Source organism: Brevundimonas sp. Leaf168 (assembly GCF_001423685.1).
Lineage (GTDB): Bacteria > Pseudomonadota > Alphaproteobacteria > Caulobacterales > Caulobacteraceae > Brevundimonas > Brevundimonas vesicularis_C.
Window position 1 is genome coordinate 380,812 of record NZ_LMOY01000001.1, and the last position, 23,724, is coordinate 404,535.

Genomic DNA, 23,724 nt, shown 5'->3' on the forward strand with positions numbered 1-23,724 from the left:
AGCCTAAAGGATCAGGTTCGAGGCGTCATCCGAAACGGCGATCCTCCCCCGCATGGTGGGGGAGGGGGTCCACGCGCATCATGGTGGAGGGGCGAAAACAGGCTCGGTTCTGACCGGCGGGCGGCGGGGCGTATCCGCCCCCTCCACCGCTTCGCGGTCCCCCTCCCCCGTGAACGGGGGAGGATCGAGACCTGCTTACATCCGCTCAGGCGTGTCGATGCCCAACAAGCTCAACGCGATTTCAAGCTGGCGCAGAGCCGCGGCAGACAGGGCCAGACGCGAGCGTTTGGTCGCTTCGTCCGGCGCGATCAGCACGGGGCAGGCGGCGTAGAACTTCGAGAAGGACTGCGCCACGCGATAGGCGTGTTCGGCGACCAGATGCGGCATCCGCTTGTCGTAGGCGTCCGACACGGCCGTCGAGAAGGCGTCAAGCGTCAGGGCCAGATCGCGCTCCGCCGGTTCGGCGATGACGATGGCGCCGGGCGTCAGTCCCTGTTCGGCGCCCTTGCGCAGCAGGGATTTGATGCGGACCGACTGATACAGAAGATACGGCCCGGTCTTGCCTTCGAAGCTCATGAAGCGGTCGAGATCGAAGACGTAGCTGGTCGTGCGCGCGTTCGACAGGTCGGCGAACTTCAGGGCCGCTATGGCCACCTTGTGCGCGATGGCCTCGAACTCTTCCGGCGAAAGGTCGTCGCCCAGCTTGGCCTCGTGAAGACGCTCGCGCGCCTTTTCGGTCGCCTGATCGATCAGGTCGCGTAGCTTCAACACCCCCCCCGCGCGGGTCTTGAAGGGTTTGCCGTCCTGTCCGTTCATCGTGCCGAAGCCGAGATGCTCCAGAGCGCCCTCTGCGGCGTAACCGGCCAGATAGGCGGCGCGGAAGACCTGTTCGAAATGCTCGGCCTGGCGTTCGTCGACGACATAGAGGGCGAGATCGGGCGACAGGGCCTTCTTGCGGTCCAGGATCGTGGCCAGGTCGGTCGTGCCGTACATGGCCGAGCCTTCCGAGCTGATGACCAGCAGGGGCGGGGGGGACGGGGCCTCGATCACCGAGCCGTCGGCCAGCTTCTTCTTGCGCGTCTCGCCGGGCTTGGCGACGTGGACCACCTGGGCGCCGTCGTCCTCGACCAGCAGGCCGGTCTCTTTCAGATGCGCCAGCATTTCCGGCATCTGCGGATCGGCGTCGCTTTCGCCGTTCCACAGGTCGAAATCGACCGACAGGTCGCCGTACTCGCGCTTCAGCGCCTCGCGGCTGACCGCCACGAAATGCCGCCATAGGGCGCGATAGCCGGGACGTCCGTTCTGGAGTTCAGCCGTCGCCTTGCGGGCGCGGTCGCGGAAGGCCGGATCCTCCTTGGCCTTGCCGGCGGCCTGCGGATAAAGGCGGTCCAGATCGGCCAGGGTCATTGGGCTTTCGGTCGGGAAGGGGCCGTCGCCTTCGGCCATAAAGGCCTCGGCCAGACCTTCATCGCCGCAGGCGACGATCAGCAGGCCCATCTGGAAGCCCCAGTCGCCAAAGTGGGCGTCGCCGGTGACGTGGTCGCCGCGGAAGCGGAACAACCGCTTCAGGCTCTCGCCGATGATGGCGCTGCGCAGGTGGCCGACGTGCATCGGCTTGGCGACGTTGGGACCGCCGTAGTCGATGACCACCTGGCGGGGTGCGGCCACGGTCGCGGCGCCCGCGTGGGCGGCGTCGTTCGCCACCTCAATCGCGCGTTCGGCCAGCAGCGCGTCGGAGAGCTTCAGATTGATGAAGCCCGGTCCCGCGACCTCCACCGAGGCGAAGCGGGCATCCGCGCTCAGGCGCTCGGCGATCTTGCCGGCCAGTTCGCGCGGATTGGCTTTCAGCGCCTTGGCGGCGGCGAGCGCGCCATTGGACTGGAAATCGGCCAGGTCGGGGCGGTCCGACGGGGTGACGCGGGCCAAGGCCGGGTCCACGCCTTCGGCGGCGAAGGCGGCGGCGACCGCTTCGCTGAGGACGGTTTTCAGATCAGACATTATTGGCTCGGTGCGGAGGCAGGCGCGGGGGCAGCCGGCGTCGTGCCGGCGTTGACGCGGAAGCGGCTGCCCGAGCGGTTGAACTCGGCCATTTCCGGCGTCACGTCGAAACCGACCAAGATCTCGAAGTTGCTGCCGCTGGTTTCGATGCCGGCGCGCGGAATGACGATGGTGCGCTTTTCAGTGACCGAGGCGGTGCGCTGGCCTTCGAAGTTCACCGGCAGGTCGAAATATTCCTTCGACAGGATGGCGTTGTTTCGCTCGGTCACCGCGATCCAGTAGCGATAGGTACGCTGCTCGCCCGTCGCCTGCGGGCCCCGGCCCAGGTTGAACAGCACGTCCATATCGACGCGAATCGGATCGGCTTCGCGATATTCGCAGTCCGAAGAGATGCCTTCGATCTCGCCGGTATAGCCGACGTTGGCCACGGCGGCGCGGCCGCCTTCCAACTCGACGTAGCGGGCGGCGTCGTAGAGAATCTTCACATAGGGGCAGGGGCCGGCGTTGGCGCGGCGACGCAGGGGTGCGATGCGCGGCGCGCGCGACGGCGCGGCGTCTTCACCCGAGGCCTGCTGCTGTTGCCCGCTGCGCTCGCGTTGACGCTGGGAGGTCTGGGCCTCGGCGGCGACGGGCAGGACGGAGGCCGCGATGGAGAGGGCGGCCAGGGCGGTGAACACGCGACGCATCAGCTTATTTTTCCGACAGCGAGAGAGGGCGCACGACAATCGGCGGCCGATCATCAACGCTCGCCGCTGATAGCGGCTAAAGCGAGGCGCGGCAAACGCTTGCTGCCCTCAGCGCTCCCCTCAGCGCTCCATCACCAGGCAGGTCGAGGTCGCGGTCGCATAGAGCTTGCCGTCCAGGCCGCGCAGATCGGCCTCCGAGAAGGCCGCGCGGCGACCGGCCTGAACGATCCGCCCCTCGGCCCGAACGGGTGTGCCGGCGGTCAGCGCCTTGTGAAAAACCGTCTTCAGTTCCAGCGTCGTATAGGTCTGGCCCGGCCGAAGCGTGGAATGCACGACGCAGCCGCAGGCCGAGTCGAGCACCGTCGCGATCCAGCCGCCATGGACGGTGCCCAAGGGATTATAGACGGCGGTGGTGGGGATGGCCTCGAACACCACCCGGCCTTCTTCCACCTCGGTCAGTTCGAAGCCGACGGTGCGGGCGATGGGCGCGATGAAGCCGCCCGTCATACCCAGACGCAGTTGATCGATCCCGGACAGGGCGGCGATATCGACGGTTTCGGTCATGCAAACGGCTCCTGATCAGGTCCGTTTACAATAAGGACGGACACCGCCGTGGCAAGCGCCCGTCGTATCGGTCCTTACAGGCCCGGCAGTTTGAAGCCGCTGCTGCGACGCGGCTGGATCGTGATGGCCTGCTGGCCGCCGGTCAGAGCCTGAAGGCGGGCGGCCTCGGTCGAGGCGTCGATGGTCTTCTGGCCTTCGGCGGTCTGGCGAACCGTCGGGGCCTGGGTCGAGGCGTCGTCCTTGCGCCAGAACATCAGGCGGTTTGCGAAGCTTTCGTCCTTGTGCGCCAGATCGCCGAACTCGTCATCGACGACATAGCGGGCCAGCGGGTCGGCTTGTTCGCCGCCGGCCTGGGCCACCAGGACCTGTTCACCCGGCGTGCGGGTAACGGCCTGACGCTGACCCAGAAGGATCTGACGCGCGGCGCTTTCAGGGGCCAGTTCCTGCGGGCGCGGCTGGCCCGGCGCGGGCGGACGCAGGCCGTATTCCGGCGGAATGCTGAGCGGGGCGGTGGAGACGGTGACGAACTCGTCGGGCACCACCTTGGTCAGGCCGATGCCCTGTTTGATGCTTCCGCAGGCCGAGACGGCGAGCGCGGATGAGGCGACGAGGGTCAGGACGGCGACACTGCGGATACGCATGGTTTCAGGCTCTGGTCGGCTGATGCAGGAAGCGCCGCGATGGCGCAGTCGGCATAGTGAAGACGGGGTGATTACGACTTTTCGACGGCCGCGCCAACCTTGGCTGGTTTGTCAGACACCAGACTGTCGATGATCAGCAGCACTACGCCGATGGTGATGGCGCTGTCGGCGACGTTGAACACCCAGGGAAAGACGCCGGTGCCCGAGAAGTCGATGAAATCGACCACATAGCCGAAGCGGATCCGGTCGATCACATTGCCCAGCGCCCCGCCCATGACGAAGCCGATTGCGGTGATCAGCAGGCGTCGGTTCGACTGCGTCGCCCACCAGGCCAGGCCGGCCGAGACGACGATGGAGAAGATGGCTAGGCCCCAGCGCGCTTCACCGCCGCCGAACAGGCCGAAGCTGACGCCGGTGTTCTCGACCCAGCTGAAGTTCAGGATCGGCGGGAAAACGGGGATGCGGCCGACTTCCTGCAGCGACAGGCCGCTGATGATCCAGGCCTTGGTCAGCTGATCCAGAACGATGATCAGGAGGGCGAACACATAGGCGGTGACGGCGAGGCGCGTGATCTTCATGCGGCGCCGTTAGCAGGAAGCGGCGCCGGGGCGAAGCGGAAAACGCGGATCATATCCGCCGCCGTCAGAACAGGCTGCCCTGATCGGCGGCGGACGGCTTCGGCTTGGCCGCCGGACGCGGCGGGGACGGACGGGGTTCGCCGCCGTCGATCGTCGCCGGCTGCACGCCGTCGCCGAATACCAGCCGGACCGCCTGACCCGCCTCCAGCGCCTTGGCCGAGGTGATCCAGGCGCCGTCTGGATCTTCAACGCGGGCGAAGCCGGGCTTGGGCCGTCCGGGGTCCAGGGTCGTCAGCGCGCGAGACAGCGCCGCCAGGCGATCGGCGTCCCGCTCCAGCCGGCGTGGCAAGACTCCGTCCAGTCGCGCGCCGACGGCTTCAAGCCGCGCCTGGCGCTGGTCCAGCCGTCGATGCAGCGGTTCGGGCGACAGCCGCCCAGAGACCTGCAACAGCCGCCGCTCGCCGCGCGCCACTCCGGCCTGAAGCGCCGCGCCCAGCCGATCGCTCGCGCCGCGCAGCCGGTCCTGACCTCGCTCGATCCGCGTGCGCAGCAGGGCCGGGCTCAGCTTGCCGCCCGTCACCGCCAGATGCCGCTCGTGCAGGGCGACATTGCGTTGCAGGCCCGATCCCAGTCGGCTTGACACATGGTCCAGCCGCTGCTGCGCCAGGGCCAGCAGGTCCTCCGGCCGCGCCGGCAGGCCGCGCGCCACGGCCCGCAGGCGCGTACGTCGATCCTCGATCAGCCGTCCGCCCGCCTGCACCATGCGCCGGTCCATGTCAGCGACGGCGTAGCGCAGGTCCGCCAGTACCGGCGTCGCCATTTCGGCCGCGCCCGTCGGGGTCGGCGCCCGGCGATCCGACACAAAGTCGATCAGGGTGGTGTCGGTCTCGTGCCCCACGGCCGAGATGATCGGAATGCGCGCCGCCGCCACGGTCCGCGCCAGGCCCTCGTCGTTAAAGCACCACAGGTCCTCGACCGACCCGCCGCCGCGCGCAACGATCAGCAGGTCCGGGCGGGCGATCGGCCCGTCGGCTGTCATCGCATCAAAGCCGCGAATCGCGTTCGACACCTGACCGCAGGCCGATTCGCCCTGAACGACCACGGGCCAGACGATGACACGACAGGGCCAGCGTTCCGCGATCCGGTGCAGCACGTCGCGGATCACCGCGCCGGTCGGGCTGGTGATCACGCCGATGGTCGCGGGAAAGGCGGGCAAGGGCTTCTTGCGACCCGGCTCGAACAGACCTTCCTCACGCAGGCGGACCTTCAGCCGCTCCAACTGGGCCAGCAGGGCGCCGGCGCCAGCCGCCTCCATGCTCTCAATCACGATCTGATAGGAGGACCGCGCCGGATAGGAGGTGATCTTGCCGGTGACGATGACCTCCAGCCCCGCTTCGGGCTGAACGCCCAGGCCGCGCACCGACCCCTTCCACACGACGCCGTCGATAGCCGACTTGTCGTCCTTCAGCGTCAGATAGATGTGGCCCGAGGCGTGGCGGTTGACCTTGGAGACCTCGCCGCGCAGCCGCACGTGGCCGAACCGGTCTTCCAGCGTGCGCTTCAGCGCGAACGACAGTTCCGAGATCGACAGGGGCGGATTGTTGTCGCGCGGGGCAGGGACCTCGGCCGGGCCTTCAAATACGTAGGAGTCGTCGCTCATGAAGACATCCTAGCCTGCGTCGATCCGCCCGGGAACGCTGCGCGCGCCCTGCCGTTCGACTTTCATGGCCGCCGACCCGCCCGAAACCGATCCTTCTGACCGCGACCCGCACGAGCGCGATCTGTCGCGCCGCGCCGGGGGCGGCGGGGCCATGAGCCCGTGGCTGATCATCGGCTGCATCATTCTGCTGGGCCTGGGCGTCTATGTCGTCTCGGCCCTGCTTTAATGCCCAAGGAGGCCGTATGAACCGCTTCGTCCCGCTCGCCGCCATTCTTTGCCTGACCGGCGGCGTCGTCGCCTGCTCGGATCGCGACGACGATGTGGTCCAGGCCCCTGCGCCGGGCGCAGCGCCCGTGGCCTTGCCGGATCAACAGGCGGATGCCGCCGCCTCGAACGCCGCCCTGGCCTTCAACATGACCCGCGATCAGCTGGAGGATGCGGACCTGTATTCGCGCGCCAACGTCGATCTGGGCGACGTGGAAACCCTGGTGTTGGACGCCTCGGGCGCCCTGACCCATTTGGTCGTCGAGCTGGAAGGGCCCGGCGACATGAAGGTGCGGGTTCCGGTCGCGGATGTTGCTCCGATCGACCGCAACGGCGACCGGGATCTGGTCACCGATCTGACGCCCGGCCAGCTTCAGGCCCTGCCGGCCTGGACCCCGCCAGCGCGCTGATTGGAGGCTGAATGCGGCGTTAAGTCTGACGGGCGCTTGACCGGCCGGCGCCGGCCGGTCATTGCCCGATCTCATGAACATTCTTCTCGTCGGATCGGGCGGCCGCGAACACGCCCTGGCCTGGAAGATCGCCCAGTCGCCGCTGGTCACGCGCCTGGTCGCGGCGCCCGGCAACCCTGGCATCGAGAAGCTGTGCGAGCTGCGCGCCCTCAAGGCGGACGACGCCGACGGCCTGGCCGCCCTGGCCAGAGAGATCAAGGCCGACCTGGTCGTTGTGGGGCCAGAGGTAGCGCTGGCCGCTGGTCTCGCCGACCGCCTAGCTTCGGCCGGCATTCCCTGCTTTGGGCCGACCGCCAAGGCGGCGCAGCTGGAAACCTCGAAGGCCTTTTCGAAGGGCTTCCTTGAACGGCACGAAATCCCCACCGCCGGCTACGGCGTCTACGACACGGTCAAGGACGCCAAGGCGGCGCTGGACGTGTTCCGGCCGCCCTATGTCATCAAGGCCGATGGCCTGGCCGCCGGCAAGGGCGTGGCCATCAGCCCCGACCGCCCCGACGCCGAGGCTGAAATCGAACGGATGCTGGGCGGCCGGTTCGGCGCGGCCGGCGCCCGCGTCGTGATCGAGGAGTTCATGGACGGCGAGGAAGGCTCGCTGTTCGCCCTGTGCGACGGTCAACGCGCCCTGTTGTTCGGCGGCGCCCAGGACCACAAGCGCGCCTTTGACGGCGACCTTGGTCCCAACACCGGCGGCATGGGCGCCTATTCGCCCGCGCCCGTCTTCACGCCCGAGCTGGTGCAGCAGGCCGACGCGCTGATCGTCCAGCCGACGATCCGCAAGATGGCCGAAGAAGGCGCGCCCTATCGCGGCGTCCTCTACGCCGGCCTGATGGCGACCGAGGACGGCCCCAAGGTGGTCGAGTTCAACGCCCGTTTCGGCGACCCGGAATGCCAGGTGCTGATGATGCGGATGGCGGGCGACATCGTCCCCTATCTGCTGGGCTGCGCGCGCGGCGACGTCTCGGGTCTGGCTTCGCCCGCCTTCAAGCCTCAGACGGTGATCTGCGTGGTCATGGCCGCCAAGGGCTATCCCGACAGCCCGCTGGAAGGCTCGATCATCCGCGGCGCCGATCAGGACTTCGGCCCTCATGTCCAGGTCTTTCATGCCGGGACCAAGCGCCGCGACGACGGCTTGCTGGCCGCTTCGGGCGGGCGCGTCCTGAACGTCTGCGCCGAGGGCGACGACATCGCCCAGGCCCGCGAACGCGCCTATGCCGCCATCCGCAAGATCGACTGGCCGGGCGGTTTCAACCGCTCCGACATCGGCTGGCGGGCGCTGGACCGGGGCTGAAGCCTAGGCCGCAGCGAACAACAGTCGGCCTTCGCCCATGCGCTCGCGCAAGGCCGGAAGGTCGGTGTGGGCGACCGAGAAACAGCCGTAGCTGCGACCCAGCTTGCCTTCGCGCGCCAGGAAGTCGGGATCGGCATAGTCGGCGCCGTGGATGATGATGGCCCGCTCGCGCGCCTTGTCGTTGGTGTATTCCAGCCCGTCCAGCAGCACGTTCGGCCCCTGTTGCGCGCCCCAGTTGGCCCCCGCTGTCGCATAGGCGCCGATCGAGGACATGTTGGAATCCGGCGTGTTGGAAAAGCGCTGGGCATAGCCGGTGTGGCTGGGATCCGATCCCCTACCGTGGCAGGTGCGCAGCACCTTCACTTCACCCGCGATCAGGTCGACTTCGTACAGCCGCTCCTCGCCCGAAAACTTCTGGAAGTCGACCAGATACATCCGGTCACGCAGAGGCAGGCGGTGATGGTGGGTATCCAGCGCGGTCATGGCGCGCTCCATCAGGTCCTTGCGAACGTGACCGCGCGGATCCAGCGGCGGAGGCGTCAGGGCGGAGGTCTGGACCGTGGGCAGACCGACCTGCGGCATGGCGATCGGAGTTCCGTTCTGAGCCGTCGTCAGCGGCGCCGTAGCGCTCGCGCTGGCGCATCCCGCCAGCATGGCCGATCCACCCAGAATAAGTCCTCGTCTCGATAGCCGCATGCGACGCCCTCGTTGCGGTTGGTCTTGAGGCGTGTTTGTTTCAGTTGGTTACGGGCGAGGCAACCTGAGCCTTGTGGGGCATTTTTGCGGCCGACGCGTCGCGGGGAGATATCGATGAAACGTTTTGGAATCGCGCTGGCGGCGCTGATGGCGTCGGCGGTAAGCGCTCACGCGCAGCAAACCCCCGTGGCCACAGGCGTTTCGACCCAACTCGACACAACGTTCGTTGAAGCCGGAAGGTTGCTTGCGGATCCGTCGAACGGCGTTGTGCAACGCGATAAAACTCTCGTGATCAGAGGGAACCAGGTCGTTGAAATGCGCGACGGCTTCGTCGGCGACGCGTCGCAAGGCAAGGTCGTGGACCTGCGCCAGGCCTTTGTCCTGCCCGGCCTGATCGACAGCCACGTCCATTTGACCGGCCAGCAAAACCCGAACGCACGCCTCGAAGAGGTGACCCTTTCGGACGCGGACCAAGCGATGGTTGGCGCCCGCTATGCGCGTCGGACCCTGATGGCCGGCTTTACGACGGTGGCGGATCTGGGCGCCTCGAACCAAGCTATTTTCGCCCTGCGGAACGCCGTTCGGAACGGCGACGTGCCGGGACCGCGTATCATCGCGGCGGGGTCGTCGGTGTCGATCCACGGCGGGCATGGCGACATCAACGGCTATCGCGAGGACGTCATGCACCTGCTGTCGTCCGAAAGCATCTGCTCGGGACCTGAGGACTGCATGCGAGCCGTGCGCACCCAGGTTCGCGCCGGCGCCGACATCATCAAGATCACCGCGACGGGCGGCGTGCTTTCGAACACCGCCGCCGGCCTGAACCAGCAGTTCAGCGACGACGAACTGACCGCCATCGTCGGCAGCGCCCATCGCATGGGCCGCCAGGTGACGGCGCACGCCCACGGGGTGGACGGCATCAACGCCTTCCTGCGGGCCGGCGGCGATTCCATCGAGCACGGCACCTATCTGGACGACCAGTCGATCCGCCTGTTCAAGTCGAACGGCGCCTGGCTGATCCCGACCCTGCTGGCTGGGGATTTTGTGGCGCGCATCGCCTCGGGACCCGACAACTTCTTCACCCCCGCCCAGACGGCCAAGGCGCTGGAAGCCGGGCCCAAGATGCTGGACATGGCGCGCCGCGCGCATGAAGGCGGGGTCAAAATCGCCTTCGGCACCGACTCGGGCGTCTCGGCACACGGCGACAACGCCCAGGAGTTCGCGCTTCTGGTCCGCGCCGGCCTGAGCCCGCTTGAGGCCATCCAGGCCGCCACCGTCGGCGCCGCCGAACACCTGCGCATCGCCAATGAGGCCGGCAAGATCGCCGTGGGCATGCCCGCCGACATCGTCGCCGTCTCGGGCGATCCGCTGACGGACGTGACCGAGCTGGAGCGGATGAAGTTCGTGATGAAGTCCGGCGTGGTCTATCGCGCCGACTGAATCCTGTCGTTCAGGAAGGCGGCGAAAGCCGCCTCGTCCTCGAAGCGGGCGATGACCGGCCAGGCGACGACGGCCTTGCGCTGCTCGGGCATCAGCCGGACCCAGTCCTTTTCCGTCGTGATCAGGCGGGCGTCGAACACCGCAGCCCGGTCAGTCAGGAACGTCATGTCGGCGTCGCTATAGGCCGCGTGGTCGGGGAAGGGGACGAAGTCGACCAGGTCGCAGCCCGCCGCCTTCAGCGACCGCTCGACCTTCCAGGGCTTGGCGATGCCGGCGAAGCCGACCTGGGGCCCAGAAGGCGGGGGCCCCTCGGGCGTCAGGCGCGCGACGAAGACGGGCAGGGCGCCGAAGACCGCCAGCAGTTCGGGATCGGCCTCTTCGACATCGGTCGGCAGCATGACAACCACGGCGTCGGCGCGCGCCAGCCCGGCCTTCAGCGGCTCGCGCATCGGACCCGACGGAAAGACCGAACCGTCGCCGAACGGCCATTCGTCGCCGCGCGTTTCGCCGTCCACGACGATCAGGCTGACGGTCTTTGTCAGGGCCGGGTTCTGATGGCCGTCGTCCAGCACCAGGGCCTGCGCCCCCTCCGCCACGGCGGCCCTGGCGCCCGCGACGCGATCGCGCGCGATCCAGACCGGCGACCCCTGCGCCAGCATCAGCGGCTCGTCCCCGACATCGTCGGCCGTATGGATTTCAGGATCGACCCGGACCGGCCCTTCCAGCCGCCCGCCATAGCCGCGCGATAGCCCTTGCGCCTCCACCCCCGCCGCCCGCAGCAGCCGCAGGGTTTCGCGCGCGACCGGCGTCTTGCCCGATCCGCCGACCGTCAGATTGCCGACCGAAATGACCGCGCAGCCGGGGTCGATCGGAACCGTCCGCGCGATCCGGCGCGCCGTCACGGCGGCCCACACCCAGCCCAGCGGTTTCAACGCCGTGCGCGTCATCCGGGCGTGGTTGCTGTCACGCACATACCACCAGCGCGGCGTGTTCAGCTTCATCGCCGGCCCTGCCTCTGCGGCATCAGCGGCGACAGCAGCGCCCACAGTCGCTCCAGCCCGCCTCCAGCCTCGACCGCCGCGCGACGCCCGCGTTCGCCCATGGCCCTGGCCGCGTTCAGGTCTTCCAGCAGGGGCTCGATCACGCCGGGTAGGTCGGACGGCGCCTGAACCAGGGCCAGGCCTCCCGCCTCGACCAGAGCCGCCGTCACCGGCGCCCAGTTGGATGCATCTGGTCCTGTGATCGTCGGCTTGCCCAGCCGCGCCGGCTCCAGCGGATTATGCCCGCCGACGGGGGGCAGGCCGATGGCTGGCGCGAATGAGCCGCCCATCACCACCACGTCCGCCAGACGCAGAAACAGGCCCATCTCGTTCAGGGTGTCGGCCAGATAGATGTCGGTGTCCGGCGCGATCGTCTCGCCCCGCGAGCGTATGGCGAAGGCGTAGCCGTCGTGTTGAAGCGCCTGGGCGATGTGCGCCCCCCGCTCGGGATGGCGTGGCGTGAGGATCAGGCAGACACGCTCGCTCAAATGGTCCAGCGCGCGCACGATGGCGATTTCTTCGCCCTCATGGGTGCTTGCGGCGACGATCACCGGCCGGTCGCCGATGGCGGCGCTCAAACCGCTGAAGGCGGCGGGATCGTGCGGCAGGGCCTCTCCCGACAGTTTCAGATTCACCAGCCCGTCGATCCGCGCGCCCATGCCCTCCAGCCGTTGGGCCGAAACCGCATCCTGCGGCAGGACCAGATCAAAGGCGCCGGTCAGCGCCCGCGCCGAGGCCGGAAACCGCGCCCAGCCCTCGACCGTCTTTTCCGTGATCCGGGCGCTGACCAGGGCCAGTTTCACGCCATGCCGTTTCGCCTCAAGCAGCAGGTTCGGCCACAGTTCGCTTTCGACGAAGACCGCAAGGGCTGGCCGCCAATGGTCCAGGAACCGCTCGACCACGCCCGGCGCATCGACCGGCGCATATTGGTGGATCACGCCCGCCGGCAGCCGTTCGGTCAGAATCTGCGCCGAGGTCACGGTGCTGGAGGTGACCAGAACGGTCAGGTCCGGCCGCGCCTTCGTCAGCCGCTCGACCACGGGCAGCAGCGACAGGCTCTCGCCAACACTGACGCCGTGCAGCCAGACCAGATCACCTTCGGGGCGCGCGGTGCGGGTGAAGCCCATCCGCTCGTCCACCCGCACCGGGTCTTCCTTGCCCCGCCTGGCGCGCGCATCCAGCAGGCGCGGGGCCAGCGGCTCCAGCGCGCGCGTCGCCAGCCGATAGGCGATCAGCGGCAGCGGCGTCACGGCTGCATCCTCACGGTTTCAGGCCCGTGATCGCATCGGCTCGCGCCTCGACGGCGTTCAGCCGCGCGGCCCAGTCCTGGCGGACGTGATCCAAGTCGTCGCCGGTCGGATAATCGGCGATGTCCCACACGATGGCGCCTTTGGCGAAGGGCAGGGGCAGGATCGCGCGGTCCCAGCTGTTCAGCCGGATGGCCGGATTGCACGACATGCCGATGAACAGCGTCGGCGCCTTTGAGATCTTGGCCATCATCGGCAGACCCTCGGCCATCTGCCGCGCCGGTCCGCGCGGACCGTCCGGCGTAATGGCCAGGGCGCCGATCTTCAACTGACGCAGGCCAGCCCGTAGCGCCTGCGATCCGCCCTTGTCCCGGTCGGCCTTGTCCTTGTTCGACGACGAACCGCGAATGGCGGGAAAGCCCTGGCGAGCCACGGCCTTTGCGATGAACTGACCGTCCGCCGACAGCGAAATCAACGCCTTGGCCGGCTGCGCGCGGTTCAGCGGCCAGCACGCCGGCGACAGGCCGATGCGCGAATGCCAGAAGGCGCACAAAACCCCGCCGCCTCGGGCCCAAACCCCCTCGGCCACCGCCTGGTTTTCATGGGTCCAGCGCATGGTGGCGAAGCAAAACTGCATCCAGTGCGCCAGGATGAAGGACAGGCTGGCCTGGACGGCCGGAATGCGCAGCGGCCTCACGCGACCGTCTCGACCGTGGGCGCGGCGCCGTCCAGCGACTGCTGGCGCGCCAGGCGAGAATAGAGGCCGCCTCTGCCGACCAGGGCGTCGTGCGCGCCTTCCTCGACCACGCGGCCAGCCTCGATCACATAGATGCGGTCGGCGTTCCGGACGGTGGACAGGCGGTGGGCGATCATCAGGGTGGCGCGCCCCTGCATCAGCCGCTCCAGCGCCGCCTGGACCAGGGCCTCGCTTTCGGTGTCCAGGGCGCTGGTGGCCTCGTCCAGCAGCAGGATCGGCGCATCCTTGACGAAGGCTCGGGCGATGGCGATCCGCTGGCGCTGACCGCCGGACAGGCGCAGGCCGGCCTCGCCCGCGCGGGTCGCGTACCCTTCAGGCAAGGCCGTGATGAAGTCATGGGCAGCGGCGGATCGCGCGGCGTCCTCGATCTGTCCTTGCGTCGCGCTGGGCCGGCCATAGGCGATGTTGGCGGCGATGGTGTCGTCGAACAGGAAGGGTTCCTGCGTCACCAGGGCGATGTGGTCGCGCAGGTCATGGATGCGAAGCGCCCGCACGTCGGCGCCGTTGATCGTCACCGCCCCGCCCGTAACATCATAGAAGCGCGGCAACAGGCTCAGGATCGTGCTCTTGCCGCCGCCCGACGGCCCGACCAGGGCCACCGTCTCGCCCGGCGCGACCCGCAGAGACACCCCGTCCAGCGTCGGCGCATCGGTCCCGGCGTAGGCGAAGGAGACATTGTTCAGCACGACCTCCACCGGCCCGGCGGCCAAGGGCGTGGCGTCGGCCGCCTCGCGAATTTCAGGCTGGATGTCTAGGGCGCCGAACAGGCGCCGCGCCGCGGTGAAGCCCTCGCTCATCACCGTGGCCAGGTTGGTCACCTGGCGCAGGGCCTGCCCGGCGGCCAGCAGCATGCCGATGAAGGCGGCGAAGCCGCCCACGGTCATGTCGCCCGACTGCGCCCGCCATCCCGCGTAGGCCATGACGGCGGCGACGACGACATAGGCGACCAGATCGCTGGACGGGCCGGCGAAGGCGCGGGCGTTGGCGCCCTTGATGACGTGGCGCTGGCGACGGGCGACCACCTCGGCGACGCGGTCCTGTTCGGCGGCCTCGCGGTTCTCGATCTTGATCAGGCGAACCCCGTCCAGATTCTCCATCAGGGCGGTGGACAGGTTCTCGGTCTCGGCCATGGCGCCGACGGCGGCCTTGCGCGTCTTGCGCCCGAACCGGCGCAGCACCAGCGCCACCAGCGGCACGCCCAGCAGCACGACGATCGTCAGCTGCCAGTCGATGAAACCCATGTAGATCAGGACCGCGATCAGGGTCAGCAGGTTCTGGGTGTAGTTGACCACGCCCGAGGTGAAGGCCTCGCGCACCATATTGGCGTCGAACAGCACCGAGGAGACGAAGCCGCCCGAGTGCTGACTGCGTAAGCGCGCCAGATCGGCGCGGATCATGGCGCCGAACAGGCGGATCTGGATGTCGCCGACGATGGTGTGACCCAATCGGTTGACCAGGGCGGCCTGGCCCAGCGCGGCGAGGGTTCGCGCAATGGCGACGGTCAGGATGGCGACCGGAATCCAGACGACGGCCTTGTCCGCCGGAAAGGTCACCAGGCCGAACAGACTGATCGGTTTGGTCCCGCCCAGGAACAGACCGTTGACGGCCGGCTCCAGCAGCTTCAGCAGCGCCGCCGTCAGCAGGCCGGTCCCCGCCGCGCACAAGACCGACAGGATCAGCGATCCCTTGTGCTTGGACAGATAGTCGCGCCAAATCCGCGCCAACAGGGCGCGCAGCGGCATGGTTTCGGAGGCGGCGACGGTCATCGGCTCTCGGTCGTCCGAGCCGCCGTTCAAGTCAAGGCTTGTCCGGTGACGGTTCCAGCGCACGGCCCGGCTCGTCGGCGCGGATCAGGGTTTCGCCGGGCGTTTCCTGGATCCTGACGGCGGGCGGAACCGTCGGATTTGACGCGTATCGACGCCCGTCGAACGGCACGGCGACCTCATAGCCCTCGGTGATTCCGCCGCCCGCGACATAGACACCCAGATCCCGTCGGCCATGGGTCTGTCGCTCCAGCAACCGGATCGGCGCGCGCGCGACGCTGATCTCGCCGACCGAGCGATAGGTTGCGCCGGTGCGGTCCAGCACCAGCAGCCGGCATCCGCCGGAGCCACACCAATTGGGTCCGGTCAGATAGACCAGGGTCATCGCCCCGTCCGGCGTGATCGCGGCCGTATAGCGGGTGGTGTCCAGCGCCTCCTTGGCCCGGTCACGCAGATAAATGATCAGGGCAGGGTCTTCGGGCGGCGGCGTCTGGGCGGCGGCCGCGCCGGTCCACAGGCTGGCGGCGACGGCGGCGGTCACGGCGAGGGTTCTCATCGGGGTGTTCTCCGGTCTCGACGAACATTCCAACGCATCAGGATCGAGATCGGATGACGCGGCGGCGTCGGATCGCTATCTGGCGGGCATGGCGCGCTTCGACCTCTCGACCGCGATGGGCCGTTTTCGGGCGCATTGGCATTATTTCTGGGCCGACCATGCGTTTCTGCGTGTGGCCTTTTCCAACGCCCACTGGCTGGGGCCGGACCTGGTGCGCACCAACCAACCGTCGCCGCGCCAGCTGGCCTATTGGAAATCCAAGGGCGTGCGCACGGTCATCAACCTGCGCGGCGAACGCGACGAAGGCTACTACTGGCTGGAACGCGAGGCTTGCGAACGGCTGGGCCTGACCCTGATCGACGCCCCGCTCGATTCGCGCGATCCGCCCGAGACGGTGCGCATCCACCGCGCGCGAGAGCTGTTCAAGACGATCCAGTATCCGGTGCTGATCCACTGCAAGTCCGGCGCGGACCGGGCCGGGATGATGGCGGTCTTCTATAGGCATTTCCATCTGGGCGAGCCGATCTCGGTCGCGATGAAACAGCTGTCCAAGAAATACCTGCACTCGCGCGAGGGGCTGACCGGCGTGCTGGATTATACGCTGGAGAAATACGTCGCCGAGATCGAACCTCGGGGCATCAGCTTCATCGACTGGGTCGACAGCCCCGACTACGATCCCAAGGCCATCCGCGCCGAGTTCAAGGCCGGCTGGTGGGGCACGCTGCTGACCGACAAGCTGCTGCGGCGGGAGTAGGGCTTCAGCCCCAGGGGCCGGTCTTCGGTTCGTCGCCAACCTCGCCGTTTGCGCGGGCCTCGTTGGCCAATTCGGCGTCGCGACGGGCCTTGCGGTCGGCCTCCCACTTCTTGAACCAGCGGGCGTAGTCGATGTGGCCGCGCAGCGAAAAGCTGAATAGCGCCAGCACGGCCAGCAGGCTGACCAGTTGAAAGATCTGTTGCGGTTCCAGGTTCATCGTCGTCCTCGCCTACAGATCAAAACGTCGGATCGAGGAGCCGGTTCGGCCCCTCGATGTCGCACTCAGTTCTCGGCTCAGGCCGCGTCGCCGCGCGGATCGATCAGCTTGTGGGCGTGCAGGATGAAATAGCGCATGTGGGCGTTGTCCACGGTCGCCTGGGCCCGCGCCTTCCAGGCCTTCTTGGCTTCGTCATAGCTGCCGAAGGCGCCGACGAATTCGACCTGCGACAGGTCGCGGAAGGTCGGCTCGCCCAGGTGACGAAGCTCGCCGCCGATGACGATGTGCAGAAGTTGCGGCGGGACGGCGTTCTGATCGGTCATCGGAAATCCTGAAGGCTGGGCCAGAAGGCTGGGGGGAGGAGGTTTGCGCGCGGCATAGGCCGAGAACGCCCTCGGATCAATGTGGGGCGGGGTTTTTCCGCCCTCGCGTCAGGTCGATAAAGGCACGTTTTTACAGCGCCGCACGATCATCGGCTGGATGATCGGCGCCGCGCAGACCAGGCTGGCCTGACGCGGATCGGGCCGGTTGAACGCCCATGGCCGCCCGTGGTGGTCGCTGACCCTGGCGCCCGCCTCCTGGGCGATCAGCCAGCCCGCAGCGACGTCCCAGTCCCATTTCGGCGTCAGGGCCAGGGCGGCGTCGAAAGCGCCGGCGGCGACCAGCGCCATCCGATAGGCCAGGGCGTTGCGCTTCTCGAACCGCATCGACGGCCAGGGCTCGTCGACGAAATAGGGCGCTTCGATCAGTCGCGCATCGCCCAGGATCGAGGCGTCCTCCAGCGTATCGACATCCGAGGCGTGGATGGGTTTGCCGTTGCGCCGCGCCCCGCCGCCGCGCGTCGCCACATAGGTCTCGTCCACCTCAGGCGCATGGATGACGGCGGCGACAACCTGGCCGTCCTCGATCACGGCGATGGGCACGCACCACCACGGCGTCCGCTTCATGTAGGCGACGGTGCCGTCGATGGGATCGACCACGAAGATGCGTCGTTTCGACAGACGCTCGGCCGTATCCGCCGTCTCCTCCGACAGCCAGCCATAGTCCGGCCGCGCCGACAGCAGCCTGTCCTTCAGCATGGCGTCGACCTTCAGGTCGCCGCTGGTGACGGGCGAACCGCCGACCTTGGACTCGATCTTCAGCCCCGCCTCACGCTCGGTGATGGCCAGCGCCCCGGCGTCGATGGCCGCCTGGCGGATCAGGTCGAGGTCGGCGTGCAAGTCGATCATTTGCCCGCGATGGCCACCGCATCGAACATCAGGCTGGGCACATTGAACCCGCCACGGAACTCCAAGTCCGAACCACGCTCGATACGCAGATACAGATCAGTCAGCTTGCCCGCGACCGTGACCTCGCTGACCGGATAGGCAATCACGCCATTCTCGAACCAGAAGCCCGACACTCCGGCGGACCAGTCGCCGGTGTTGCCGTTCAGCGACGGGCCGAACATCGACGTCACCAGAAGGCCGGTCCCGGCGTCGGCCATCAGACCGGCCAGATCCCGCTCGCCCGGCTCCATATGCAGATTGTGGGTCGAGACGCCGGATGGCCCTGCCAGACCCCGCGACGCATGGCCGGTGGTTTCCAGGCCCAGTTGTCGGGCCGATGCGCTGTTCAGCAACCAGGTGGTCAGGACGCCGTCGTCGAACAGGGCGCGCTTCTGGACCGCTACGCCTTCGTCGTCGAACGGGGTCGATCCCATGCCGCGCGGGCGGAACGGATCGTCGATCAGGGTGACGCCCTCGGCGAACACGCGCTGACCCATGCGGTCCTTCAGGAAGGAGGTGCCGCGCGCGATGGACGGGCCGGAAATGGCCCCGATGGCCGGAGAGACGATCTGGCCCGCCATCCGATTGTCGAAGATCACCGGGGCAGTGGTGGAGGCGATCTTGCGCGGCCCCACGCGGGCCACGGCGCGCTCGCCGGCGGTGCGGCCGATTAGGTCGGCGCCCGGCAGGTCGGACAGATGGCGGGTCGAACGGCTCTCGCCGCCGCGCTCCATCGCGCCGTCCTTTTCGGCGATGACGCCGACGCCCAGCGAGAAGGCCGACCCTTCATAGGCGCCGTCGAAACCGTGAGAGGTCACAAGCCGCCAGCGGCTGGATGACCAGCCGGCGTGTCCGCCTTCTGACCGCGCAACGCCCGTCACCGCCAGAGCCGCCGCCTCGGCCTCGGCCGAGACCTGTTCCAGAGTTTGGGCGCTGCGTTCGCTGGGATCGAACAGGTCCAGATCGACGAACGGCCCGCGCGCCAGCCGATCCTCGGGCGCGAAACCGGCGTGGGGGTCTTCCGGCGCCAGTCGCGCCATGGCCACCGCCCGCTCGACCAAGCGCGCCTGGGTCGCCGGCGAAAGGTCTGAGGCCGAGACCGACGCCTGCCTTTTGCCCACGAACACGCGCAGGCCCAGGTCGCGCGATTCCTCGCGTTCGACGTCTTCCAGCTTGCCGTTGCGCACCCCGACCGACAGGGATCGGCGATCGGCGCTGACCGCCTCTGCGGCGTCGGCGCCGGCCTTCAGCGCGGCCTTGACGATGTCGTTGAGAAGATCGGTGGAAACGGGCGCAGCCAGGGTTTCAGTCATGCCCCGATATGGCGGACGCCCCGCTGCACCGCAACCGCGTCAGACGACGGCGAAGGCGATCAGGCCCACAGCCGCCGTCAGCAGCGCCACCCAGGTCAGCAGCATGCCGACGACGCGACCCAGCGACGGCCCGGTCTGCAGCAAAAGGCCCAGGGCATGGGCGACCCGACCGACGAACAGCGTCGCGCCGACCCCATGGACCATCCAGGCCGGTGCCCCGACGGCGGCCAGCAGCAGCATGGCGATCATGCCCGGCGTCGCATATTCCACCAGATTTCCGAAGGCGCGGCTGGCGGCCATCAGATCCGCGTTTCCGCCGTCGCCGAACGACACCATGTGTTTGCGCCGCCCACTGACCACGATGCCCGACAAGACCAGCATCATCAGGATCAGCAGGCCGCTCCACAGGGCGGCGGCCTGGACGGCGTACATCAGCGGCGTGGTCATCGATCAGTCCTCGCGCCCGACGGGGTAGAGCAGATAGTGGTCGTCATAGAAGGGCGTGCGTTCATAGAACCAGGCCAGACGCGCCTGCGGATCGGCGGCGAACGTGGCGTCGGCGGCCACCTTGGCCTCGAACTCGGCCTTCAACGCCGGGTCCGCCGCCATCATCTTGTCCGCCAGCGGCGCGATGGCGTAGGCCTCGATATATTCGACGCGGCTCATCACCTCGGGGAACATGCCCCAGGCGAAGAAGCTCTCGCTGGATTGCGGCTCCAGCAGCAGCACGACGATGTCGCCCAGCGGCTGATCCGTCGGCACGCGCACCGAGCCGGTCGGATACGTCCAGTCGCGCTTCTCGACCTCCACCGTCTTCACCGAAGCCTGCACGTGACCTTCGTTGGCGCGGGTCGCCAGCTTGGGCTCGACCAGGCGCAGCATCGAAAGGTTCACGGTGCGCGCAGCCTCGACCGTCTCTATTTCGATCCCGTGCGTTTTCAGCCGCTCGATGATGTCGGTGCGATAGCCCGGCACCCAGTAGGCCGTCGGCCGCTTCAGGCTCAGCGTCGGCTTGGAGCCATAGAAGGGCATTTGCCACAGGTCGGGATCAGGTTGGCCCAGCCAGCGGATTTCCTTCCGACCCGAGGCGGGACTGTCATACATCTCGTACAGCATGCCCTTGAAGGGCCGGGTGGACGACGGCGTCTCGTCGGCCTCGAAGTTGGCGGGGATCTGCGCCGGACGCAGGGCCTTGTCCTGATCCGTCGCAGCGCGAAGACCGGCGCCCTGATCGGCCAGCAGACGCATCGCCTCCTCGATGAAGACATAGGTGCCTAGCACCCGTTGTTCGTGCGGTTTCAGGCTATGGTTCTCGATCAGGATCGTCGGCACATGGGCGGCTGCGCCCCAGCCGTTGGAAAACCGCTCACCCAGGCCGCCGTCCGACAGGCCCTTCTTGGGTTCGTCGTCGTCGATGCCGAACACCAGTTCGCCGGGGATATGGCCTTTGCGTTCCAGCGCGGCGTTCATCGCCGGCTTGACTACCGAATCCAGCCAAGCCGAGCCGTTCGGCGAACGGCTGAAGGTCCCGTCCTCGCCGTTGAAGCCGTAGGTGACATCGTACTGGTAATCCATGCCGTCGGTGACGTGGACGTCCACATACAGGTCCGGCCGGTATTTCAGGATCAGGCCGCGCACGGCCCGCATCTCGGGCTGGTCCAGCTTCAGATAGTCGCGGTTCAGGTTCTGGTTGGTCGCCGTATTGCGCCAGCCCTGGATACGGGGGCCGCGCTGGTTGGGCCGGGAATAGGGGCCGGAACGCTCATGGCCGTCCACGCTCAGTATCGGGATCAGGATCAGGTTGACCCGGTCCAGCAGGGCGTCCTTTCCATAGAAGGCGATGTCGCGCAGCAGCATCATGCCCGCGTCCTTGCCGTCGATCTCGCCGGGGTGGATGCCGGCCTGGATCATCAACACCGGCTTGGCCGGATCGAACGTCGCGCCATCCTTGGACGCGATCACCGCATAGATGGGTCGGCCCTCGGGCGAGACGCCGAACTGCTCAATGCGGATCAGATCGCTGGCGGCGTCCAGACGATCGAACCAGGCGCGGGTGTCGACATAGTTGGGGCTGAAGTCATGGCCCGGATCGGCCTCGAACGCCGTGACCCACGGATCAGACGCATCGCGCAGCAGCGCCTTGGACGCACCGTCCCAGGCGGGGGCGGGCGGCAAGAAGGCTTGATCCCACGGGGCGATGTTGGGAAGCGTCTGGGACATGGCGGGGCTCACGCTACAGGCAAGGGCGGCGACCAGCGCCGAAACCAGAAGAGGGGACTGCATGGCCTTTCGTGAGCCGATTGCGCGGCCCTGACAAGGTTTCACCCGCCGCCGCCCAGCGCGGGCGCCCAGCCGCCGGCCTTGAGCAGCAGCGCCGCCGCGTTCCCCATCTGCCAGAGACTGTACAGCAGCACGACGACCAGGGCGCCGACCGCAACCCTGCGCCACGGTGCGAACGCCGCCGTCGCTGTGCCGATCACGAAGATGGCGACCCCGACCCACAATCGCACCGAGCCGGCGATCTGGGCGAAGCCGGGATTCAGCTGAGCCAGGATGATGACGATCACCGCCACGATCAGATTGGCCGTCAGGATGCAGCCGAACACCAGTCGCCGATGCGACCAGAAATGCGCGTCCAGATCGATCTTCTGGTCGCCGCCCTCGGCCGAAACGCGCGGGAAGGTCACGCTGGCGGCGACATAGAAGGTTGCGGCGATGGCCAGTGAGATCAGCAGCACGAAGGTGTTGAACGGCGCCCCGCGGAAGATGACCCAAGCCTGGTTCCAGAAGGTGGCGATGTCGATGGCCACGAACAGGGCCAGCATCGGCGTCAGCCAGCCGAACCGGATCCGCTGCTTTTCATGCAGCACCCGCGCGAACCCGCCGACCAGTTCGGCCACGGACAGGCCCAGCAGCAGGCCGTAAAAGCTGAAGAAGAACTCGAACGCGCTCACATCGCCCCCCGGCCTCACCAAAAGCCAAGCTTACTTCCAGATCGGCGTCCCGTCACCCGGCAGGCCGAGACGGCCCCACAGGTCGTTGACCCGTTCGACGACCGCCGCGTCCATGCGAATCTCCTCGCCCCATTCGCGCTTGGTCTCGGGCGGCCATTTGTCGGTGGCGTCCAGGCCGATCTTGGAGCCCAGGCCGCTCTCGGGGCTGGCGAAGTCCAGATAGTCGATGGGCGTCGACTCGATCACGGTGATGTCGCGCGCCGGGTCCATCTTGGTCGAGATGGCCCACATCACGTCCTTCCAGTCGCGGGCGTCGATGTCGTCGTCCACGACGATGACCCATTTGGTGTACATGAACTGGCGCAGATAGCTCCAGACGCCCAGCATCACGCGCTTGGCGTGGCCCGGATAGGCCTTCTTCATCGACACCACCGCGATCCGGTAGCTGCAGCCCTCGGGCGGCAGCCAGAAGTCCGTGATCTCCGGAAATTGCTGGCGCAGCAGGGGAATGAACACCTCGTTCAGCGCCTCGCCCAACACGCTCGGCTCGTCAGGCGGCCGGCCGGTGAAGGTGGTCAGATAGATGGGATCGCGGCGCATGGTGATGGCGCTGACCTTGAAGACCGGGAACTTCTCGACCGAGTTGTAATAGCCGGTGTGGTCGCCGTACGGGCCTTCGTCCTCGAACTCGTCCAGCAGGACATGGCCCTCCAGCACGATCTCGGCCTGTGCCGGCACCATCAGCGGCACGGTCTTACAAGGCACAAGCTCGGCCTTGGCGCCCCGCATCAGGCCCGCGAACTGATATTCCGACAGGGTGTCGGGCACCGGCGTCACCGCCGCCAGGATCGTGCCGGGATCGGCGCCCAACACGACGGCGCAGGGCAGCGGCTCCTTCGGCCGAGCCTTCTTGTGCCGGGCATAGTGTTGCGCCCCGCCCCGGTGCGCCAGCCAGCGCATGATGGCCTTGTCCTTGCCGAGCACCTGCATCCGGTAGATGCCCAGGTTGAAGTCGTCTTCGCGGTCGTCCGACGGCCCCTTGGTCACGACTAGGCCCCAGGTGATCAGGGGCGCCGGTTCGCCGGGCCAGCACGACTGGACGGGCAGGGCGGTCAGGTCGATCTGATCGCCCTTCAGCACAACCTCCTGCACCGGCGCCTTCTTCACCGTCTTGGGCCGCATCGACAGGACGGTCTGCATCAGCGGCAGCATCTCCATCGCGTCGCCCAGACCGCGCGGCGGCGTCGGATTGCGCAGGAAGGCCAGCAGTTCGCCGACCTCGCGCAGTTCGCCCGCCGTCGTCCGGTCCTTGCCCTCCAGCGTCACCCCCATGGCGACCCGTTTCACCGTGCCGAACAGATTGGCCAGGCAGGGGATGGGACTGATTGTGCCGTCCGGCATGACCGGCTTTTCGAAGAGCACCGCCGGTCCGCCGTTCCTCAGCAGCCGGGTCTGAATCTCGGTCATCTCCAGTACGGTAGAGACGGGTTCGGACACCCGCACCAGCTCGCCCTGAGCTTCCAGCTGGTCGATGAAGTCACGCAGGGATTTGTAGGCCATGCCGCGACGC

25 protein-coding genes are annotated in these 23,724 nt (G+C 67.7%); 5 read left to right on the forward strand and 20 right to left on the reverse strand.

Features of this window, described 5'->3' with window-relative positions:
* Positions 1–195: 195 nt before the first annotated feature.
* The 6 genes from argS to xseA all read right to left on the reverse strand — a co-directional run bounded on the left by argS (position 196) and on the right by xseA (position 6,127).
* Positions 196–1,998, reverse strand: a complete 1,803-nt coding sequence (gene argS / locus ASF81_RS01850; RefSeq protein WP_055804060.1) for an arginine--tRNA ligase — start codon at positions 1,996–1,998, stop codon at positions 196–198.
* Entirely contained in the window at positions 1,998–2,684 is a 687-nt protein-coding gene (locus tag ASF81_RS01855) for a hypothetical protein (protein WP_055804063.1), read from the reverse strand. The genes argS and ASF81_RS01855 overlap by 1 nt, the downstream gene beginning before the upstream one ends.
* 120 nt (positions 2,685–2,804) lie before the next feature.
* Positions 2,805–3,248 carry a PaaI family thioesterase gene (locus tag ASF81_RS01860; protein ID WP_055804066.1) on the reverse strand — a complete coding sequence of 148 codons (444 nt, stop codon included), beginning with the start codon at positions 3,246–3,248 and terminating at the stop codon, positions 2,805–2,807.
* Positions 3,249–3,322: 74 nt separating this feature from the next.
* Entirely contained in the window at positions 3,323–3,889 is a 567-nt protein-coding gene (locus ASF81_RS01865) for a DUF3035 domain-containing protein (RefSeq protein ID WP_055804068.1), read from the reverse strand.
* A 71-nt stretch (positions 3,890–3,960) separates the two neighbouring features.
* On the reverse strand, positions 3,961–4,467 hold the full coding sequence (gene lspA / locus ASF81_RS01870) for a signal peptidase II (protein WP_055804071.1): 507 nt from the start codon (positions 4,465–4,467) through the stop codon (positions 3,961–3,963).
* A gap of 64 nt (positions 4,468–4,531) precedes the next feature.
* Entirely contained in the window at positions 4,532–6,127 is a 1,596-nt protein-coding gene (gene xseA, locus ASF81_RS01875) for an exodeoxyribonuclease VII large subunit (protein WP_055804075.1), read from the reverse strand.
* Positions 6,128–6,191: 64 nt separating this feature from the next.
* Here xseA and ASF81_RS15205 point away from each other — a divergent pair, with 64 nt between their 5' ends.
* The 3 genes from ASF81_RS15205 (at position 6,192) to purD (ending at position 8,149) form a co-directional block, all read left to right on the forward strand.
* Complete coding sequence (locus ASF81_RS15205) at positions 6,192–6,353, forward strand: hypothetical protein (protein ID WP_200932840.1); 162 nt, start codon at positions 6,192–6,194, stop codon at positions 6,351–6,353.
* Positions 6,354–6,369: 16 nt separating this feature from the next.
* Positions 6,370–6,801 carry a hypothetical protein gene (locus ASF81_RS01880; protein ID WP_055804079.1) on the forward strand — a complete coding sequence of 144 codons (432 nt, stop codon included), beginning with the start codon at positions 6,370–6,372 and terminating at the stop codon, positions 6,799–6,801.
* A gap of 73 nt (positions 6,802–6,874) precedes the next feature.
* Entirely contained in the window at positions 6,875–8,149 is a 1,275-nt protein-coding gene (gene purD / locus ASF81_RS01885) for a phosphoribosylamine--glycine ligase (protein ID WP_055804083.1), read from the forward strand.
* 3 nt (positions 8,150–8,152) lie between these two features.
* Here the strand turns inward: purD and ASF81_RS01890 are convergent, their stop codons facing one another.
* Positions 8,153–8,803 carry a murein L,D-transpeptidase catalytic domain family protein gene (locus ASF81_RS01890; RefSeq protein WP_235559190.1) on the reverse strand — a complete coding sequence of 217 codons (651 nt, stop codon included), beginning with the start codon at positions 8,801–8,803 and terminating at the stop codon, positions 8,153–8,155.
* 156 nt (positions 8,804–8,959) lie between these two features.
* On the opposite strand from ASF81_RS01890, the gene ASF81_RS01895 reads away from it, so the two are divergent.
* A complete protein-coding gene (locus ASF81_RS01895; protein ID WP_055804090.1) occupies positions 8,960–10,285 on the forward strand; it encodes an amidohydrolase family protein in 1,326 nt (441 codons plus the stop codon).
* On the opposite strand, the gene lpxK is transcribed toward ASF81_RS01895, so the two are convergent.
* The 5 genes from lpxK to ASF81_RS01920 are packed head-to-tail and all read right to left on the reverse strand — an operon-like array spanning position 10,270 to position 15,648.
* Positions 10,270–11,286 (reverse strand): tetraacyldisaccharide 4'-kinase, encoded by a 1,017-nt coding sequence (lpxK, locus tag ASF81_RS01900; protein WP_055804093.1) that lies wholly within the window; start codon positions 11,284–11,286, stop codon positions 10,270–10,272. The two genes, ASF81_RS01895 and lpxK, sit on opposite strands and share 16 nt — an antisense overlap.
* Positions 11,283–12,575 carry a 3-deoxy-D-manno-octulosonic acid transferase gene (locus ASF81_RS01905; RefSeq protein ID WP_055804097.1) on the reverse strand — a complete coding sequence of 431 codons (1,293 nt, stop codon included), beginning with the start codon at positions 12,573–12,575 and terminating at the stop codon, positions 11,283–11,285. The genes lpxK and ASF81_RS01905 overlap by 4 nt, the downstream gene beginning before the upstream one ends.
* Before the next feature lie 10 nt (positions 12,576–12,585).
* Entirely contained in the window at positions 12,586–13,269 is a 684-nt protein-coding gene (locus ASF81_RS01910; protein WP_055753298.1) for a lysophospholipid acyltransferase family protein, read from the reverse strand.
* Positions 13,266–15,095, reverse strand: coding sequence for an ABC transporter ATP-binding protein (locus tag ASF81_RS01915; protein WP_055805321.1), 1,830 nt, complete (start codon positions 15,093–15,095; stop codon positions 13,266–13,268). Before ASF81_RS01915 ends, ASF81_RS01910 begins: the two co-directional genes overlap by 4 nt.
* 31 nt (positions 15,096–15,126) lie before the next feature.
* On the reverse strand, positions 15,127–15,648 hold the full coding sequence (locus ASF81_RS01920) for a hypothetical protein (protein ID WP_055804100.1): 522 nt from the start codon (positions 15,646–15,648) through the stop codon (positions 15,127–15,129).
* Positions 15,649–15,736: 88 nt separating this feature from the next.
* Here ASF81_RS01920 and ASF81_RS01925 point away from each other — a divergent pair, with 88 nt between their 5' ends.
* Positions 15,737–16,402: a beta-lactamase hydrolase domain-containing protein gene (locus ASF81_RS01925; RefSeq protein ID WP_055805324.1), complete on the forward strand. Its 666-nt coding sequence runs from the start codon at positions 15,737–15,739 to the stop codon at positions 16,400–16,402.
* A 4-nt stretch (positions 16,403–16,406) separates the two neighbouring features.
* On the opposite strand, the gene ASF81_RS01930 is transcribed toward ASF81_RS01925, so the two are convergent.
* The 8 genes from ASF81_RS01930 to ASF81_RS01965 all read right to left on the reverse strand — a co-directional run bounded on the left by ASF81_RS01930 (position 16,407) and on the right by ASF81_RS01965 (position 23,714).
* Entirely contained in the window at positions 16,407–16,619 is a 213-nt protein-coding gene (locus ASF81_RS01930) for a hypothetical protein (RefSeq protein WP_055804103.1), read from the reverse strand.
* 77 nt (positions 16,620–16,696) lie between these two features.
* Positions 16,697–16,942 (reverse strand): DUF4170 domain-containing protein, encoded by a 246-nt coding sequence (locus ASF81_RS01935; protein WP_017505336.1) that lies wholly within the window; start codon positions 16,940–16,942, stop codon positions 16,697–16,699.
* A 108-nt stretch (positions 16,943–17,050) separates the two neighbouring features.
* Positions 17,051–17,848, reverse strand: coding sequence for a 3'(2'),5'-bisphosphate nucleotidase CysQ (locus ASF81_RS01940; protein WP_055804109.1), 798 nt, complete (start codon positions 17,846–17,848; stop codon positions 17,051–17,053).
* Positions 17,845–19,200 carry a TldD/PmbA family protein gene (locus ASF81_RS01945; protein WP_055804113.1) on the reverse strand — a complete coding sequence of 452 codons (1,356 nt, stop codon included), beginning with the start codon at positions 19,198–19,200 and terminating at the stop codon, positions 17,845–17,847. Before ASF81_RS01945 ends, ASF81_RS01940 begins: the two co-directional genes overlap by 4 nt.
* Before the next feature lie 39 nt (positions 19,201–19,239).
* Positions 19,240–19,647 carry an MAPEG family protein gene (locus tag ASF81_RS01950; RefSeq protein WP_017505339.1) on the reverse strand — a complete coding sequence of 136 codons (408 nt, stop codon included), beginning with the start codon at positions 19,645–19,647 and terminating at the stop codon, positions 19,240–19,242.
* A 3-nt stretch (positions 19,648–19,650) separates the two neighbouring features.
* Positions 19,651–21,420 carry a M14 family metallopeptidase gene (locus ASF81_RS01955; RefSeq protein WP_200932841.1) on the reverse strand — a complete coding sequence of 590 codons (1,770 nt, stop codon included), beginning with the start codon at positions 21,418–21,420 and terminating at the stop codon, positions 19,651–19,653.
* A gap of 101 nt (positions 21,421–21,521) precedes the next feature.
* Positions 21,522–22,154, reverse strand: a complete 633-nt coding sequence (locus ASF81_RS01960) for a hypothetical protein (protein WP_055804118.1) — start codon at positions 22,152–22,154, stop codon at positions 21,522–21,524.
* A gap of 30 nt (positions 22,155–22,184) precedes the next feature.
* A complete protein-coding gene (locus tag ASF81_RS01965; protein WP_055804122.1) occupies positions 22,185–23,714 on the reverse strand; it encodes a UbiD family decarboxylase in 1,530 nt (509 codons plus the stop codon).
* Between the last annotated feature and the right edge of the window lie 10 nt (positions 23,715–23,724).